26 protein-coding genes and 1 pseudogene are annotated in these 16,509 nt (G+C 39.0%); 14 read left to right on the top strand and 13 right to left on the bottom strand.

Going from position 1 to position 16,509, the window contains the following annotated elements; all coding sequences use genetic code 11:
* Positions 1-11 precede the first annotated feature (11 nt).
* Both FFM75_RS05390 and FFM75_RS05385 read right to left on the bottom strand, forming a co-directional pair.
* Positions 12-212: a hypothetical protein gene (locus FFM75_RS05390; RefSeq protein WP_137628168.1), complete on the bottom strand. Its 201-nt coding sequence runs from the start codon at positions 210-212 to the stop codon at positions 12-14.
* 23 nt (positions 213-235) lie between these two features.
* Positions 236-559: a DUF771 domain-containing protein gene (locus FFM75_RS05385; protein WP_137628167.1), complete on the bottom strand. Its 324-nt coding sequence runs from the start codon at positions 557-559 to the stop codon at positions 236-238.
* A gap of 72 nt (positions 560-631) precedes the next feature.
* On the opposite strand from FFM75_RS05385, the gene FFM75_RS05380 reads away from it, so the two are divergent.
* A complete protein-coding gene (locus FFM75_RS05380; RefSeq protein WP_137628166.1) occupies positions 632-841 on the top strand; it encodes a hypothetical protein in 210 nt (69 codons plus the stop codon).
* Here the strand turns inward: FFM75_RS05380 and FFM75_RS13935 are convergent.
* Complete coding sequence (locus tag FFM75_RS13935; protein WP_171001427.1) at positions 838-1,008, bottom strand: hypothetical protein; 171 nt, start codon at positions 1,006-1,008, stop codon at positions 838-840. The genes FFM75_RS05380 and FFM75_RS13935 overlap by 4 nt on opposite strands.
* 454 nt (positions 1,009-1,462) lie before the next feature.
* Here FFM75_RS13935 and FFM75_RS05375 point away from each other — a divergent pair, with 454 nt between their 5' ends.
* Positions 1,463-1,858 carry a DUF2513 domain-containing protein gene (locus FFM75_RS05375; protein WP_137628165.1) on the top strand — a complete coding sequence of 132 codons (396 nt, stop codon included), beginning with the start codon at positions 1,463-1,465 and terminating at the stop codon, positions 1,856-1,858.
* Here the strand turns inward: FFM75_RS05375 and FFM75_RS05370 are convergent.
* Both FFM75_RS05370 and FFM75_RS05365 read right to left on the bottom strand, forming a co-directional pair.
* Positions 1,855-2,046, bottom strand: coding sequence for a hypothetical protein (locus tag FFM75_RS05370; RefSeq protein ID WP_137628164.1), 192 nt, complete (start codon positions 2,044-2,046; stop codon positions 1,855-1,857). The genes FFM75_RS05375 and FFM75_RS05370 overlap by 4 nt on opposite strands.
* 53 nt (positions 2,047-2,099) lie before the next feature.
* A complete protein-coding gene (locus FFM75_RS05365) occupies positions 2,100-2,903 on the bottom strand; it encodes an ORF6N domain-containing protein (RefSeq protein WP_137628163.1) in 804 nt (267 codons plus the stop codon).
* Positions 2,904-2,976: 73 nt separating this feature from the next.
* Between FFM75_RS05365 and FFM75_RS05360 the strand changes: the two genes are divergently transcribed.
* Complete coding sequence (locus FFM75_RS05360) at positions 2,977-3,204, top strand: DUF2188 domain-containing protein (protein WP_137628162.1); 228 nt, start codon at positions 2,977-2,979, stop codon at positions 3,202-3,204.
* On the opposite strand, the gene FFM75_RS13930 is transcribed toward FFM75_RS05360, so the two are convergent.
* Entirely contained in the window at positions 3,201-3,350 is a 150-nt protein-coding gene (locus FFM75_RS13930; protein WP_171001426.1) for a hypothetical protein, read from the bottom strand. The genes FFM75_RS05360 and FFM75_RS13930 overlap by 4 nt on opposite strands.
* 191 nt (positions 3,351-3,541) lie before the next feature.
* Entirely contained in the window at positions 3,542-3,739 is a 198-nt protein-coding gene (locus tag FFM75_RS05355) for an XRE family transcriptional regulator (protein WP_137628161.1), read from the bottom strand.
* 223 nt (positions 3,740-3,962) lie between these two features.
* Here FFM75_RS05355 and FFM75_RS05350 point away from each other — a divergent pair, with 223 nt between their 5' ends.
* The 10 genes and pseudogenes from FFM75_RS05350 to FFM75_RS05310 all read left to right on the top strand — a co-directional run bounded on the left by FFM75_RS05350 (position 3,963) and on the right by FFM75_RS05310 (position 10,710).
* The gene (locus FFM75_RS05350) at positions 3,963-4,382 is read left to right on the top strand and encodes a helix-turn-helix domain-containing protein (RefSeq protein WP_137628160.1); all 420 of its coding nucleotides are present in this window, start codon (positions 3,963-3,965) and stop codon (positions 4,380-4,382) included.
* A gap of 11 nt (positions 4,383-4,393) precedes the next feature.
* Positions 4,394-4,834: an ImmA/IrrE family metallo-endopeptidase gene (locus tag FFM75_RS05345; protein ID WP_137628159.1), complete on the top strand. Its 441-nt coding sequence runs from the start codon at positions 4,394-4,396 to the stop codon at positions 4,832-4,834.
* A gap of 26 nt (positions 4,835-4,860) precedes the next feature.
* Complete coding sequence (locus tag FFM75_RS05340; protein WP_137628158.1) at positions 4,861-5,754, top strand: SHOCT domain-containing protein; 894 nt, start codon at positions 4,861-4,863, stop codon at positions 5,752-5,754.
* 27 nt (positions 5,755-5,781) lie between these two features.
* Positions 5,782-5,865 (top strand): annotated as a pseudogene (locus FFM75_RS14205) (DUF4428 domain-containing protein); the annotation flags it as partial.
* Between the two features lie 189 nt (positions 5,866-6,054).
* Positions 6,055-6,675 (top strand): SHOCT domain-containing protein, encoded by a 621-nt coding sequence (locus tag FFM75_RS05335; RefSeq protein WP_223876622.1) that lies wholly within the window; start codon positions 6,055-6,057, stop codon positions 6,673-6,675.
* A gap of 100 nt (positions 6,676-6,775) precedes the next feature.
* Positions 6,776-7,225 carry a DUF6978 family protein gene (locus FFM75_RS14180; RefSeq protein WP_137628157.1) on the top strand — a complete coding sequence of 150 codons (450 nt, stop codon included), beginning with the start codon at positions 6,776-6,778 and terminating at the stop codon, positions 7,223-7,225.
* A 32-nt stretch (positions 7,226-7,257) separates the two neighbouring features.
* Positions 7,258-8,031, top strand: coding sequence for a DUF1828 domain-containing protein (locus tag FFM75_RS05325; RefSeq protein WP_137628156.1), 774 nt, complete (start codon positions 7,258-7,260; stop codon positions 8,029-8,031).
* Positions 8,032-8,163: 132 nt separating this feature from the next.
* On the top strand, positions 8,164-9,288 hold the full coding sequence (locus FFM75_RS05320) for a tyrosine-type recombinase/integrase (RefSeq protein WP_137628155.1): 1,125 nt from the start codon (positions 8,164-8,166) through the stop codon (positions 9,286-9,288).
* 324 nt (positions 9,289-9,612) lie between these two features.
* On the top strand, positions 9,613-9,948 hold the full coding sequence (locus tag FFM75_RS05315; RefSeq protein WP_137628154.1) for a hypothetical protein: 336 nt from the start codon (positions 9,613-9,615) through the stop codon (positions 9,946-9,948).
* A 276-nt stretch (positions 9,949-10,224) separates the two neighbouring features.
* Entirely contained in the window at positions 10,225-10,710 is a 486-nt protein-coding gene (locus tag FFM75_RS05310) for a hypothetical protein (RefSeq protein ID WP_137628153.1), read from the top strand.
* Here the strand turns inward: FFM75_RS05310 and FFM75_RS05305 are convergent.
* From FFM75_RS05305 to FFM75_RS05275, 6 genes are all read right to left on the bottom strand, one after another.
* Positions 10,707-11,078 (bottom strand): hypothetical protein, encoded by a 372-nt coding sequence (locus FFM75_RS05305; RefSeq protein WP_137628152.1) that lies wholly within the window; start codon positions 11,076-11,078, stop codon positions 10,707-10,709. The genes FFM75_RS05310 and FFM75_RS05305 overlap by 4 nt on opposite strands.
* Before the next feature lie 194 nt (positions 11,079-11,272).
* Complete coding sequence (locus tag FFM75_RS05300; RefSeq protein WP_137628151.1) at positions 11,273-11,614, bottom strand: hypothetical protein; 342 nt, start codon at positions 11,612-11,614, stop codon at positions 11,273-11,275.
* Between the two features lie 173 nt (positions 11,615-11,787).
* Complete coding sequence (locus tag FFM75_RS05295) at positions 11,788-12,555, bottom strand: LytR/AlgR family response regulator transcription factor (protein ID WP_137628231.1); 768 nt, start codon at positions 12,553-12,555, stop codon at positions 11,788-11,790.
* A gap of 8 nt (positions 12,556-12,563) precedes the next feature.
* Positions 12,564-13,811 carry a sensor histidine kinase gene (locus tag FFM75_RS05290; protein WP_223876616.1) on the bottom strand — a complete coding sequence of 416 codons (1,248 nt, stop codon included), beginning with the start codon at positions 13,809-13,811 and terminating at the stop codon, positions 12,564-12,566.
* A 296-nt stretch (positions 13,812-14,107) separates the two neighbouring features.
* Positions 14,108-14,710 carry a hypothetical protein gene (locus tag FFM75_RS05280; protein WP_137628149.1) on the bottom strand — a complete coding sequence of 201 codons (603 nt, stop codon included), beginning with the start codon at positions 14,708-14,710 and terminating at the stop codon, positions 14,108-14,110.
* 143 nt (positions 14,711-14,853) lie between these two features.
* A complete protein-coding gene (locus FFM75_RS05275; RefSeq protein ID WP_137628148.1) occupies positions 14,854-15,675 on the bottom strand; it encodes a Cof-type HAD-IIB family hydrolase in 822 nt (273 codons plus the stop codon).
* A gap of 355 nt (positions 15,676-16,030) precedes the next feature.
* Between FFM75_RS05275 and FFM75_RS05270 the strand changes: the two genes are divergently transcribed.
* Positions 16,031-16,480, top strand: a complete 450-nt coding sequence (locus FFM75_RS05270; RefSeq protein ID WP_137628147.1) for a MarR family winged helix-turn-helix transcriptional regulator — start codon at positions 16,031-16,033, stop codon at positions 16,478-16,480.
* Positions 16,481-16,509: the final 29 nt, after the last annotated feature.

The raw sequence follows: 16,509 nt of genomic DNA, 5'->3' as shown, positions 1-16,509 counted from the left end.
ACATATACCTCCTAATTATTTAGATACAAGTCACTCATACCAAGTTCGTCGGCGATGCTTGCCAGCAACTCATAATTAAACTGCTGTACATCTTTGACCGTACATTGCTTAAGTGAGCCATTATCAAGTCGATACGTTAGATTAGGATTAAGTTGGAAATCGTTGTAGGCCAAAAGTGTCTCAAGGTCATCTCGTAACTTATCATTTTGCATGGTGAAACCTCCCTGTTTATTTTTTACCATGGTAATTCTTCCCAGTGCCGGTCTAAGAAAGCGGCCATCACACTAGCCTTAAATCGCCATGGGCTTCCTTTGATACCCCGATGGACTAATTGCCCCTGCTGTTCCATTGAGCCAATCTCACGGCTATACCGGGGGTTTTCTAAGATGTTATCCACTAGCCACGGCCATGATTTATTACCACACCACAAGCGCAAATCTTTAGCTGTCCATGTCCGACCAGTTAGCGATTCGCCATCATAACCATGGCTATCGTCTGGGACTAACTTCATACCATCAGGAATCTGCACAGGTACCGTTACTTCAAGAACTTGTCTCATGTAACCAACTCCTTTCGTAAGGTATTTATTGTTATATAATTTAGCTAATTCAAAATAATCGAGGTGAAATTAATGCCTAAAAGAATTACAGTAACCGATCAAGATAAAACCGGTAGAAATCTTAAGTTCCATGACAATCACACTGGTAAAGATATGTCCCGAAATCAATTTGTGTCCCAAATTAAAAAGGGAAAGTATCCTAATTATGAGATAAGAAGAATAAATGGTTTGGATACTACGGTGTCGAAACCAGATAGTACCGTCAATAATAATCTTGGTTAATCATCCTCACCTGCGTTGAACAGCACTTTGAAGCCACTTTTAGTAATTAATTCCGTGGACGTAATAATTGCAACTGGCTCATTGTTCCTGTTAACAACAGTGATATTTGAGAAGTATTTCCCATTCATAAATATTTGGGCGTGCTTCTCTTTTTTGTTCTCCTTCATGTCAACACCACCTTACATAAAATTAATTTCTTCACTTCTCAATCATCGGTACAACGCCACAGCTCTCAAGTAGTTCATATAAATGAAGATATGGCCCTTTGTGTCCATTTAGTTTATGGCTTAATATCTGTGCGGCCACCAGAATGCACAAGTAAAGGCAAAACCGAATCTAAATCAGGTAATGTCTGGAGTAAAGGCAAATAATTCGATTAGTGGCCGTCTTCGGATGGCTGTTTTAGAATCATTTTCCTGTCCCATAAGATAAAGCACCATCGAAACAGATCTAGCTGAATCCATGACTCAATAATGAACTGATTATTTCCGTCGCGATATTTAGTTAAATAGTGATGAAACACCTTTTATACCTCCTTTGATTTATCCAAAATAAATGACATTGTCATGCCCAAATAGTTTGCAATATAATTAGTTATTCCAACAAATCGAGGTGAAAATCATGGAACTAAATCACGATTGTGTAAGAGCCATTCTAATTTGGACTGAAACAAATGTTCAAATGGGACAGCCACAATATACAGATTCACTTTTCAAAGACACATCATTTTCGAAATGGACTGATGATGAAATAATTTACTGCGTTGCTAAACTAAACGAAGCTGGCTTTCTCGATGGTGGGGCCATCGTTAAAGGCAATCAAGTTTCAATTAATGCAATTAACTCCCTAACATGGGCTGGACATACTTATCTGGATACAATTCGAGATGATAAAGTATGGCGTAAAACAAAATCTGTATTAAGCGATCTTAAATCAGCATCACTTTCGACTGCCGGAAAAGTTGCCGAAACCATCTTGTTGGGAATTATTAAAAAGAAAACAGGTTTACCGCTTTAAGCTATCTTCATCAATGTGCCTTGATACAAAAGATAAATTTTATCTTTATTATCTGGGCACTCTTTTAATACTTTCGATACATGTTCAAAAACAAGTTCAAATAAACTGGCTGGCGTAGTTGCCACAAAATGGCAGTCATATTTCTTAAACTTTGCTTCGTCAATCAATACAACTCCAAACTCTTTCATTTTTCCCTCCTATCTCTCAATCATCGGTACAATTTCATATCCAAGTAATTGTCTTAATATTCCTCATTCCAAATGTCATAACGGATGGCGTACTCTTTAACAATTGCCGTAAAGATTTCAATCAGCTTTTTATCTTGAGCAATCACATCAATTTTGGTCGTACGTTTACGCCGGCTTAGTGATACACCTTCATCGGCCATTCTGCGACGCAAATTAGTCAACCGTGTTTTCAGTGACACACCACCGCGACGATCAACTTCGTCATAAATGTCATTGCGGATACCTCGATGTGCTTCCGGTGCGTTTCCTTCAACAACCGCCATCGCGTTAATTAGATGGGTAGTATCATTACGCCAATCCACTGTAGAAGTACTAATGATGTCGCTCAGCCCATCTAGTTTATGATTCTGATGATTGACTTTACTTTCTAGCTGGCGTTGAGATATTGCTTGCTTATTCATTTGCCCAATCAAACCATTTAATGCTTGTAACTCTGGTGACAGCTGAGACAGGTCAACTTGTGGCTTGGGATTGAAGTAGTTTTCTTCAAGTTCATCGAACATATCCCATGCTTTGTCGGTTCCAAGCATCTTTGAATGACGTGCCGCACCTTGTTTAGTCCAGAGATATAGTGACGGTGCGCGTTTACCAACTAGGTCGAAATTTTCGAAGTAGTTCTTGAATTGCTTTAATTCAGACCCTTTTAAATGATAGTAATGTGTACCTGCAACAAATTTATCTTTGTTATTGAGAAAATTTTGTTGAATTTGTTGGGCAGATGTTTCATAAAATATTGCCAATTGTTCAGTGGTTAAAATCAAATCACCGTTATACTTAACCTGTTGCAATTCGTTCATTTAAGTCACTCCTTAGTAATTTTTCAGTAGATGTATAATTTAGTTATTCCAATACAATCGAGGTGAATTATTAATGGGTAAAAATCAATGGGTTAGTCCTCATGGTGATGGTTGGGCCGTAAAAGGTGCTGGCAATTCCAAAGCTACTAAAGTCTTCACCAAAAAATCTGATGCAGTAGATTTCGGTAAACAAGTCGCGAAGAACCAGCATTCTGAATTAATTGGTCAAAAGAAGAATGGTCAAATTAATTTAAAAAATAGCTACGGTAACGATCCTTTTCCACCAAAGGATAAAGATTAATCATCATATTTAGGCGTTAATCTCACTCTATAACCCTCTGCCATATCAAAATCATTTGCGGTGATTACGGCAATCGTTTTAGGGTGTTTTTCTACGGTTTCAACAACTATCTTGGTCCAATCACGTAGATCAGGTGACTTTTTCATCTCTTATTCCTCCTTACAACTTTCACAACCAATTCATTCAATTTCATTAATCATTTTCACAAACAAGTGTCATTTAAGATTCCGGCTATACCGAATGAGGTTAATGAGAACGCCAATATTCAGAATTAAAATAATCAAGTTGATTGTCATAATTAGATTGTCCATTGAATCACCTGCTTTTCTCTAGCTGATTATTCCTTCGCTTTGTCTAAAATAAATGTCATAGTCACACCCAAATAGTTAGCAACCATTTGCAAACGATCAACTCTTGGAATTGATTTATCCCACTTAGAAATAGAACCATTCGTAAAATTCAAGTCATGTTCTATTTTGTAAATACTCAAATCCTGATCAATAGCAATACCCTTGATTGCTGAATAGACTGTCATATTATTGTCTCCTTTCAGAATTATTTCTAAGAAAACCAATTAATTATATTGACTCTAAATAGAAAAGGTTCTATTATGAAGATGTACTAAATAAGCCAATTGCTTGGACTATTTGGTGAGTCAATATGCTAATTTGCTATGCTCCCTCAAGCACAAATACATGTTAACTCAGAAATAGTTCTAAGTCAACGAATAAATAGAAATACTTCTGAGGAGAAAAAACATGAATACTTATTCTCGTATAAAGGATTTAGCCAATGCTCACAAAATAAGCATTTCCGAACTCGAAAGAACTCTGCAGTTATCTAACGGATCTATTTCTAAATGGGCCAAATCGATGCCTAATTCAAAATATTTAACCAAGGTAGCAGATTACTTCGATGTATCCACAGATTATTTGCTGGGCCGCACTGATAAAAAGCACTTTTACGATTTAACACAAAAAGACCAAACTGATATTGGAAAAGAAGTCGATCGGATGATTGAAGGACTTAGCACCGATGCAGAAGTTAATTACTATGGAGAACCAATGACCGATGAAGATCGAGAAAAAATGCGGGTCGCTATGGTTGCCGCTCTTCAAGCCGCTCAAATAGAAGCTCGCAAGAAATTTACTCCTAAAAAATATAGAGATGATGAGTAGGCGGCGATTTTATGGCTTTCGAAAAAGATGCAATTGAAGAAGCACAGAAATTGATGGACAAATTTCACACGAGCGACCCCTATGAATTAGCAAGAAAGTGTGGATACATTGTCTTGTACGCAGATTTAGGCGATGTCAATTTTGCTCAACGGGACTATTTCAAACGGATTGATGTTATCACGCTAAACTCACGATCAGATGAGAATCTACAACGCTATTCACTGGCTCATGAAATTGGCCACGCAATACTTCATCACGGCTTTTCTACTGCCTTTTTCCGGCGTTCAAGCGGTTGCGGCATGGTAAATTGGGCAGAACGAGATGCCAATGAATTCGCTATGCAGATTATGCTTGGGCAATTTACTGACGATGATGTTGATCAAATGACTAAGTACGATTTAATTGAAGCAATGGGGTTAAATGAAAATTTGGCGGAATATATTATTAAGTAGTATAGCTATTTTGGAGGGATTATATTATGAAATGTTCAATTTGTGGGAAAAGGTTATTAGTTGGAATAAATAGTATCACGACTTTAAAAGATGGTGTAATATGCAACAACTGTGCTACAGAAGTCGGCTTATCAACTAAATCACTCTTTCACAGCATGGCAGAGGTAAAATCTTCTGGAACGGTAACAGTTGCAGAAGCTACTGACTATTTTAATAACCATAAAACATTTACTTTTGAACAAGAACGTGCTCAGAAAAAGCTAGAAAAGAAACAGGCACAAAAAGAGGAAGAACAACAACGAGCGGAAGATGCCGATAAATATGATCAACTATTATCCGAATTCAAAGAAGATAAGGCTTGGCATGTAGGTAAAGTTTATTTCGATGACAAAAAACAACAAGTGTTAGTTAAAAAATCTACCGCCGAACACATATTCAATGAACGAACACTCAACTTTCCCTACTCTGACTTAGAAAGCTACGATGTCATCGAAGACCCAACGACCATCGAAAAGAAGCATGGCGTTGGTCGTTCAATCGTTGGCGGCTTAGTCGCTGGCCCAACTGGTGCAGTACTAGGCGCCTTCTCTGGCGGCAAATCGTACAGCGCTGTATCAAAGGTTGCCATGATACTTTACTTCAAAGAGAACTATCATATTGAAGCCACGTTCTTGAGCACCGATACCTCCACTTCCAGCTCTACATACGCTGCTGTTCAGCGTTCCATCATGCAAGTTGGACACGACTTGGATAAGATTATCGCTGATAACAATGCTGGCACGACCACACAAGCCACTACACCTAGTGATACTTCTAACAGTACTGCCGACGATCTACGTGAGTTAAAACAACTACTAGACGATGGCATTATTACGCAGGATGACTTCGACACTAAGAAGAAACAAATTTTGGGGATTTAGTAACGCTAATACTTTGGAGGAATTATTATGGCTAAAATGTGTCCAATTTGCGGTAACAAAATAAAGTTCTTAAAAAATTTCGAATTAAAAGATGGAACAATCTGTCAAGACTGTGGTCAATCAATTGGCTTAGACGATAGTTTCGTATCTTCTGTAGAGGTTACTTCAATATTAACTATTCAAAATGTCATCGACTATAAAGATGGCAACACCAAGATTGATCCTAAACAATACTGGACAGATTATAAATCTAATAAGAAACAAAAAAAGTCCGCGAAAAAGGCTGCAGAAAACGCACGAATGGAAAAAATCGAGAATGACTACGTCGAACTCATGGATGAGTTCAAAGCCGACAAAGCTTGGCATGTCGGTAAGGTATATTTCGATGACAAGAAGCAACAAGTGCTTGTCAAGAAGAGTATCCCTGAGCGGATGGCCTACGAACGAACACTAAACTTTCCCTACTCTGACTTAGAAAACTACGATGGCATCGAAGACCCAACGACTATCGAAAAGAAGCATGGCGTTGGCCGTTCAATTGTTGGGGGCTTAGTTGCTGGTCCTACCGGTGCAGTATTAGGTGCCTTCTCTGGCGGCAAGTCATACAGCGCTGTATCCAAGGTTGCCATGATACTTTACTTCAAAGGGAACTATCATATTGAAGCCACGTTCTTGAGCACCGATACCTCCACTTCCAGTTCTACATACGCTGCTGTTCAACGTTCCGTCATGCAAGTTGGACACGACTTAGATAAGATCATTGCTGATAACAATGCTAGCACGACCATGCAAGCCGCTACGCCTAGTGATACTTCTAACAGTACTGCCGACGATTTGCGTGAGTTGAAACAATTACTAGACGATGGGATCCTAACCGAGGATGAGTTCACGGCTAAGAAGAAACAAATTTTGGGGATTTAGGAGAAAAAGCGTACATCCTCTCCCACCAATAAGTGTGATGTTTAAAAAGGCCATTTTTTAACACCAGTCATAGCAAATAAAAGAAAGCATAGTGAATTATATGGACATTACCGAACTGACAGATTTAGAAGTCAACCAATTAATCAATTCCGTAAAAAAATGTGAACGATCAATACCTGGTGAAACACCACTTATTGGCAGAATTAAGGACGATACTCCCGTACTAGACTTCGAAAATCACATAAAATACATTTTGCACAGATATCGTCATCCCTTTGATGCTTCACGCTTTAGCTTACACATTAGGTTTACTGACACTAATGATATACTAATACGAGTTGATATACACAATGGAACTCATAAGAATCCAGACGGTACGGTAGTTGGGCAAAACCATATGCATATCTACCACAATCAGGATGGGCTACGAAAAGATGCTTCGGCTATTCCATTGCCAGATGAAATTCATGATATTTCAACACTATTTATAGCCTTAGATGAATTTCTAAATTATACTAATACCAAACCATATGATAGTGTCTCTAATTAGCATTAACTAAATCTTGGAGAGGAGCTTTTCAAATGTTAACGATTCCACAATTAAAAAAATCAGTTGAAGATTTTTATAGAGAAAGCATTAATTGGTCGCCTATTCAGAAAGGCATAACACGAATTGATACTCCTTTCCTAGACAGACATAATGATGCAATCATCCTATATGCGATTAACCAACCTAACGGTTTAATACGGCTTACAGATGGTGGCTACATCTTTGATGACTTAGAAAGTGATGGGATTTATCTTTCTAGATCGAAGCACCGTATGAAGATACTTAAAGAACAGCTAAATGGCTATTCAGTTAAATTAGATAACGAGAATCACGAACTATTTATAATTACATCGCTAAATGACTATCCAGTTAAACAAAATCTTTTAATCCAAGCAATGCTGTTTACTAATGACATGTTTATGCTATCAAACAAAAAAATATCATCCATATTCATTAGTGAGGTTGCAAATTTTTTTGAATCCAAAAATATTAGAGTTACCGATGGTCCTAACATCATCGGGCGTTCCGGTATGATTCATCATTATGACTTCTCAATCCCCGGAATTCGAGAAATACCTGAAAAACTAATTAGGACAATGAATAGTGCAAATAATGAATACTACGCAAAATCAATTGCAATGGACAAAAGGCAAACTCAAGATGTAAGGCCAAATACGGACTTTTACACAATCATAAATGATGAAGATAGTATCGATGACAACATCATTAATCTTTTTAATTCAGAAGGCATCATTCCAGTACCATTTTCAAAACGCAATGATTATGTTGAACAGTTAGCAAAATAAGGATCATAATTTCAATAAAAAAGCACATCCCCTCCCGCCAAGAAGTTGGATGTGCCTAACCTGAATTACATACTAATCGGGACTAGTACGCCCTTTTTAGCTCCTTTAGTATATCATATTGGAGGAATTATCATGGCAGATTTTATTAAACGTGGTGACACGTGGCAATATCGGATGTATGTCGTTCAGCCAACTGGAAAACGTGAACGTATCAATAAGGGCGGCTTTAAAACCAAGAAAGAAGCCCGATTAGCGGCCGCTAAGTTAGAATCAAATTATGATGATGGTTTAGTTATCAAAGTTACTGAAAAGACGCTCGCAGCATACTTTAAAGAATGGTACGAAGTTAATATCGAGCCCCATGTCCGTCCAGCAACCAAACGCCACTATAACATCACCATTAACACGCTTGAAAAAAAGGATATTGGCTCATACCAGCTAAAACGCATCACTCCAACCACATATCAAAAGTTCATTAACACTTTCGGTAAGCATCATGCAATGTGGACAGTAAAAAAAATGAACGCTCAAATCAGAGCTTGCGTAAAACAGGCCGTTTTCAACAAGGAGTTACCCCGTGACTTTACACAAAACGTAAAGCTGGTTTACAATGAAAAACATTCTCGCGATGCCGTTTGGCTTAACGGTACGCAAATGAAGCAGGTATTATCCTATTGTCTCGACTATGTTCAAACATCTGGGAGACCCATTAATCACTATATAATTATAGTGGCCCTACTAACAGGGCTTAGACTAGGTGAGCTGTTAGGATTAACTTGGGCCGATCTCGACTTTAAAGCTAAAACTATCACGGTATCTAAATCTTGGGATTATGTGGCAAAAAAGCTGGCACCAACAAAAACAAAATCATCCATGCGAACCATTTCGATTAACGATGATTGCTTAACGATACTCAAACAGTTACGTGACTATCAAATCCAAAAAAATAACATCAACGCGGACAGCCAAATATTTTTAAATCATTACCACGTTGTGCCAACTCCAACAGGCTTAAACAAAACGGTTCGCGGTGTACTGGATGAATGTGGAATCGATATCCCCGGCTTCCATTTTCACAGTCTGAGACACACTCATGCTAGCTTTTTGCTTTACTCCGGTGTATCTGTCCTAGCCATATCAAAACGGCTAGGACACAGTAACACCCGAATTACCTTAGACGTGTACAGCCATATGATTGATGAAATGCAAAATCGTGAAATGAATAAAATTACAGACACTCTAAATTCACTGTTTTAAGGTGATTAAGTTATATTTTTTAGGGATGGAAAACATTTTGTACCTTTTTTGTACCTTTTTATTTTATAAACTCATATTTTCTTAGTTGTTGTTTAATTTTCAAAAGCTTATAAACACTGCTATATCAGCATTTCTATTTTTAAGATTCTTTCTAAATAGTACCCTTTCGACCCATATTGTACTTAAACCTAACTCTTTGGCCCTACTGCTAGTAAGCGGTAGAGTCATTTTTTTGTTTAAAAGTGCACCAAAAATACCCCAATTTTGCATTGGGCCTTGCACTTGGTATACTTAAGAAGAGATTTGTTAACTTGAGGTGAAACCATGAAACTTGAAGATATTGCACATAACGTGGCCCATGCCATTAAAGATCGTAGTAGTGATAATCCTTACATTTTGGCGATTGAATTTACGGACAAAAAGTCAAAAGGTAAATCCGCCACTGGTTGCGTGATCGTTCAGATGCCAACCGCTAAAACCTATTCATTGACGAGTTATGACTATCGTTATATGGATGCTGGTAAAGATATTTTAGCGATGGAACTCGGAGCCTTTTTCGAATGTGACGATGACCTGGACCAACGGCAACCCATGATTGACTTAATCAATGAACTCGTCAGTCAAGATACTGACAATCACAAAACGTTAGTAACCGACTAACCCAAGTAACCGTTCGTCAATGATTTGACGGCGGTTATTTTTTTGAAATCATCAGTTAATTTTCATCGCTAGTCGTTTTTGTGTTCAAATATTTTCACCAACGTGTGGGACTTTTCACGAAAACATGTTATGCTATAAGTAGTTACTGATGCCCGCAGATTACGTTAGTTATCTAACTTAGTTTACGGTTTTATATTTCATCATAACTGCGTATATCAGTTTAAAAGATTTCATTCACCAGTTACCAACGGCACTAAAAAGGAGCGACTTTTCATCATGCTTATCAGTCATATTATTGGTAGTATCGTCATCATTGCCATTATTTTCACCTTAATTCGACTACATACGGTCCATCAACGCACATTCCAACAAGCTCACAATGGTAACCATCACTCGGCGCCTAGTCACGAAACTTATTTGCAATCCGTCAATACGATCAATTACTTAATGATCAAGCTCACTAATGGGCAAAAACACCAATTTACAGCCGGCGATGCCGCTGATCTCGAAGTCGCTTTACAAGCTTTATTAGGTACCGAAGTTGACGCGCAGCCAATGACTGGGAGTGAAATTATTTTGACGGTGACCCTGTCAGCACAACAAGCCCGCCAAATTGATTTGACCTTAACGCAACCTGATGAAACCACGCCTGAATTATTCGACCATAACAAAAAAACGACCGTCCGCATTAATCAGACTGTCGTTACGAATGGTCGGCACTTTTATGCGGCGATTCAACATGCGTTACGCAATGTTGATTAACTCGCGTAGTTGCCAAACCACACAAGCAAAACATCAAAAATAAGAAATAACAAATTAAATTGCAATAACCACCAATTCATTAGGCCCCGTTCACGCACCATCCCCACGACTGACAACGCCATTCCGGCGACAGGAATAAGACCGCCTTGTAGTAATTGATACAGCGGTAAATAGGCATGCCCTGGTGCAAAAGCTGGCCCCGACATCTGACCCAATAAGACAAAGAATAAAAATACCCCGATATTTAATAACGAACACGCAAAAGCCGTTTCGGTAATCGTGCCCATTGACAACCGGTAATGATACCGAAAACGAAGGACTACCGTGCCAATGATACCAACTATCAAAATGAGTCCAATCACAATCATTGCAACGTTCACCGCTCCTTTTTAATCTCAGCCTCCACGATACGCCATTTACCAATCCCCGCCTACCGGTCGCCTTGAAGCTTAACGTTTTTTTAGCAAAGCCTACGCCTCACTCATAATAGTCACCTAACAAAAAAAGATCATAACAGCAACTGTCATGATCGACCCCCAGTAATAATCAACTTTAAGCGAACCTAACGCTTTGACGCTACTGGTACAGTTAACGTTTCGGTTTTAAGTCCCGGAACTTGAACCTGTACGTGACGCCGACCTTTCACCGAAAACTGGGTGGTGAACCGGCCGTCTTGTTTATTTGAAATGACCTGATGGACCTTTTGACCTGTTCGGAACGTGACGATAACCCCATGTTTCGTCCGTCCACTAATAGTTGCCCGTTGATTGGCGGCATTATAATCCATTTTTGCAACGATTCTATGCCGATAATGACGATTATCACCTTGCAAACTATACTCTGAACCTAGAATTAATAAGCATCCAGCGAGAATCATTAATGTTAGCGACCAAAATTGCTTCATTAACGTATCCCCCTAATAACCGGCCCCCATGACCGCTTATTTCGATAGTCTTATCATACTGGCAATTCACCCCAAAAGACCAAAAAAGGTGCAAAGCATCGAGATGCTTGCACCAACGTTGGGGCGTTTTTATTCAAATGAACGATTTTGTTACATGATTGTAACTATCTCGTTTAATCCACGCGCACGGATAACTGCGATTGCTTGATCAAAGTCGCCAAATCATGCATCTTCCGCACCGCGATATCAACCGTTTCACCATTTTCAAAGTAGCCCAATTGTGCCTGTTTATCGACGCGCACTAACGAACTGGGGTTCACCAAAAAGCTTTTATGCACCCGGAACAACTCCGGATGTGCGACGGTTTCGTCACTGATTTTACCATTATATTGAATGATCCGATCTTTCAAATGCAGTACCAATTTATTGCGCGCTGCGCCCGTTTCAATAAACAATACTTGGTCGAGTGGGATATTAAACAACTGGCCACCCTTGGAATACGAAAACATGGCCTTATTTGCAACCCCTTGCTTCGTATAACGTTCATAAGCAACCCGAATATCTTTTTCGACTTTTGCTTTAACCGTATCTTGACCAAGATCTTTAACCACGAAATCTAACGGTTCAATCCGGCGCTCAAACGTCAAAAAGGCCATTTCCGAATGGGTCGATACAAACACGATTTTGGCATTTACATCGCGTTCACGAATCTTGGTTGCTAATTCCAAGCCATTTAAAGCTTGACCAGTATATTCAATATCTAAGAAATACAACCCTTCTACATCTGGATGCGCATCTAAATAGTCCAATAACGCTTGCGCCTGACTCGTTGCTAAGGTTAAGGCCATATCAAAAGCGTTGATCATAATATGATTACTGATGATCTGTTTTAAAGTCGCTAATTGTTCCGGATCATCTTCCACAACAAAGGTCTTTAACAAGGTTGATTTCACTCACTTTCAATACTAATTATAAATTCAAACCGCTCATGGGCGCTCAATTCATACGTCACATTTTGGATGGGGTCTAGCAATTCGCGTACCGTCGCTAAACCTTGACCATGCCCCGCACCTTTAGACGTGTGCCCAGCCACCATCAATTCATCTAACCGGTCAATCGATCCTGCCAATGAATTGGCAAAAATCAATTCAACCATTTGCGGATATTTTACAACAGCGACCGCAATTTCACCACCAGTTTGCCCGGTAACGGCCTCAATGGCATTATCCAACAAGATGCCGCTCACTCGCGCTAAAGTCACTTGATCGATAGCTGGCGTCACAATGTCATCATTGGCTTCCAAACGGACTTGAACCCCCGCTTGCCGAGCAACTGAGAATTTATCTTGGATAATGGCCTTTAATGATTTATCTTTAATCCGTTCCAAATTATCAAAATGACCAAAATCACGCGTCAAGCTTTTCCCTGATCGATCAACAACTTCCGCAAAATATTGCTTTAAAGCGGGGTCATCCGCATCATGAATATATTCGCCTAACGATAATAAAATATTTTGATAATCATGCCGGAACTTACGCAAATTTTGATAACTATTTTCCAGATTTTTAACATAAATATCATATTGATGGCGCTCTAAGGCTTGACGATGGGCTTGAACGCGCATGGTATAGCTGTAGAACAAGTAAATAAAGGTCCCACCATTAATCAGCAACACCGCAATCAAGATAATCATCAAGATGCCCAAGAAGCCATGCCCAATATTATAATTATCAGCGGCCGCCGCCACAGCAAAATAAGCAATGGCCGCAACAACTAACGCACTCGTAATCACATTTAAAGTGACATCATCACTGAATTGTTTTGCATGCCGTTTGTGTAGTAACTGAAAACTAATCGCCACGGCTAACATACAGGCCGTCACCACAATTTCACCCACGATTTCAAATAGCCAACCACTCCAAGCTCCTAGCCCGACGTGAAAGATATCAAAAATCGTTTCGGTGGCGTAATTCCCAAAGAAACTAAATAAAATATATGCGAGCGTTGCTGTCAAACTTGTCACGATAAAAAACTTCTTATCGCGGACAAATCCCAGCAACCCTAAGTTCACTATAAACGTCGCAATGTCTGAATAATCATCGTAAAGCATGTATCCAGCCGTTAATAACACAGCCATTAGCACCACGGTGCCGTACACCGCCCGCTTGCGCAATTCCTGATTAATCAGGATCTGCAATACGAAAACCAACATGACCGAATACCAATGGTCAAACGCGGCGATAGACCAACTAACATAAACGATGATTTCGCCCCTCCCCAGAATACCGATAGTTCAATAGTCTTATTGTATCGAATGGTGGGCGGTTTGTATATTTTATGTGAGAAACTTAATAATTTTTAAGACTGTTTTTTCATAACCTGACAGGTGCAGGACGTTTTAGACCAATTTTTGGTTAAGATGGGTTTTACATCATTTATTTCAACTAGCAACAAAAAACCACCTATCAATAATAGATAAGTGGTTGATGTCTGTTAATGGAAATCACCCGGCATATAACTTTCAATAACTGCCGTAATATTAAACGTTTCAAAACTATGGAAACTGGCTTCATCGATTTCCGCATACCGAACCGCGATTTGTGGTCGCTTGGTCAGGTCAAAGGTATCCACGTAGTTGAATTCCAAATATTTCTTATGTTCACTATGAATGAACCCGGTATAAGTATCACCATGCTTCTTGATGCGACCAGATAATTGAATGACTTGGTCTTTCTTGAAGGCCAACTTCAATAATGCCTTTAGTAAAGAATGATGATGTTCTTTCTTCAAAAACTTAGTCACTAACCGTTCGGTATTCCAAATATCAAAATAACCGCGTTGTTGGGCTAAGCTGACAATTGTTGTCATACTCTTCAAATAATCGCTGCCTGTCACGATTTTTGCCAGTGACGCCTTCCGGAATACTACAATCCCATCTAACTCACCGTCAACATTAATGGCTTCGACTAAGACGAATTTTTCGTCTTGTTGCATGATATAGCCGACACTAAATTGTTCGTTGGTCCCTTTGGAATAGATCTCAACGAGATGTTTACTTTTAATGGCTTTGGCTAAATCGTCTCGAATCGCACTCATTGCGCGTTCCCCCATTCACTGATAGTTTCCAGTGGTTTTCACTGGCAAAACTTGTCGCGTCCACTACATTTACACCTTACATCATAACACTTGCAAAACTAATTATTCAAACGGAGAAAGTCACAATATAATAATACCATTGTTTACAAAACAAACTTATTTATAACTTCGGCTAACGCATCGTGATTATTATCGGCTTTAGTGACATACTTGGCCGCCGCTTTGACACTATCAATCCCATTAGCCACACTAACTGGTAACCCAACGGCATTTAACATTGGTAAATCATTACTATTATCACCAGCTGCAATAATTTCACTTGGCTGAATACCCAATAGTTGCCCCAATTGAACTGACGCAGAACCTTTATCAACACCGGCCTGGTTAAATTCAACATAACGACTGGATGAAAATGTCACGGCTAATTGACTCGGATCAACAACTTTTTCAACCGCTGCTTGCATCGCCTTACGTTTAGCCACCGTTGGTAGCGCCATAATCACCTTCATCACATTTAAATCCTTAAACTGGTCAAAATCAGCACTCGTGACCGGCGTAAAGGCAGCACCCCGATTGGTCAAATAAGCGGAGTCGTCAGGAGTTGGATTATAAATAAATAATTCATCTTGCGTATAAACATGGGTGGCCGCTTCAGCATCTGCTGCCCCTACTTCAAAAACAGCCTTTGCGAGTTCAAATGGCATCGCATTGACCGCAATCGGTCGATTACCGGCATTTTCCAAAATCAAGCCACCATTATATGAGATAGAATATTGATCTTTTTTATCTCGTAACTGCATCTTTGCCAAACTATCTTGAAATGACGTATAGCTCCGACCGGAATTGGCGACAAAATAGACGCCCTTAGCAGTTGCTGCTTGAATTGCCGCCGCATTTTTCGCAGACAAACTCCCATCATCGTTCATTAAGGTTTCGTCGAGATCACAGACGATCATCTTATACATTGCAATACCCTCTTAATTTTAAGTTTACTTTCTTTACTCTATCTAACTCGTTGTGTAAATGCAACCGCTTTAACGTTAGAGTTAATAGTTCTAGTACTTTATATCCACAAGAAGTGAATTTTTCATTTTGAGTTTTTTTACTAAAAATGAACTTCGCTTTATAAGTGCATTACAAAAATTAATTATTAGTATAAGTCAGAATATGTATATCAAAATAGGATTGGGCTACCACATTCAGATAGCCCAATCCTATTTTCACATATTCAATGAATCGCTACCGCATCTATTTTCTACCTAGAGGCATGTTGACTTCCAACAATAAGTGTAGTATGCTACATTTATTGAGGTGATAAACATGGCAACAACTAAAACTGTAACTGCTATTGGGCCCAGAATTAAAATGCTAAACACATTGGTTGAAAAAGAACTAAATAATACTCTAGCCAACTTAGATACCCCATTAACTGGTACGCAAATGACTGTGCTGATGACAATTAATGATACGCAAGACAGCGTTATTACACAAAAAAACATGGAAAGCATATTGCGCTTAAGCCACCCTACAACACGGGGCGTCATTAAACGATTGGTTGCCATGAATCTGATTAGTACTTCTAAGATGCCTAATGATCAACGTCAAGTCGTTTTAAATATGACATCGCAAGGCGTTGACTTAGTTAAAGTCAATCGCGATAAAATTAATAAGTCAGTGCAAGCTGTCGAAGCAAGAATAGTAGCTGGTCTTTCAACGAAAAACCAACAAGAATTTTTAAAAGTTTTAAACAAAATGATTAACAATTTTTGATTTAAGCAAAAGTGTAGCATAGTACATTT

Origin of the sequence: Lactiplantibacillus daowaiensis (assembly GCF_005405085.1) — a bacterium.
GTDB lineage: Bacteria > Bacillota > Bacilli > Lactobacillales > Lactobacillaceae > Lactiplantibacillus > Lactiplantibacillus daowaiensis.
This window is presented reverse-complemented; position numbering and strand designations above follow the sequence as displayed.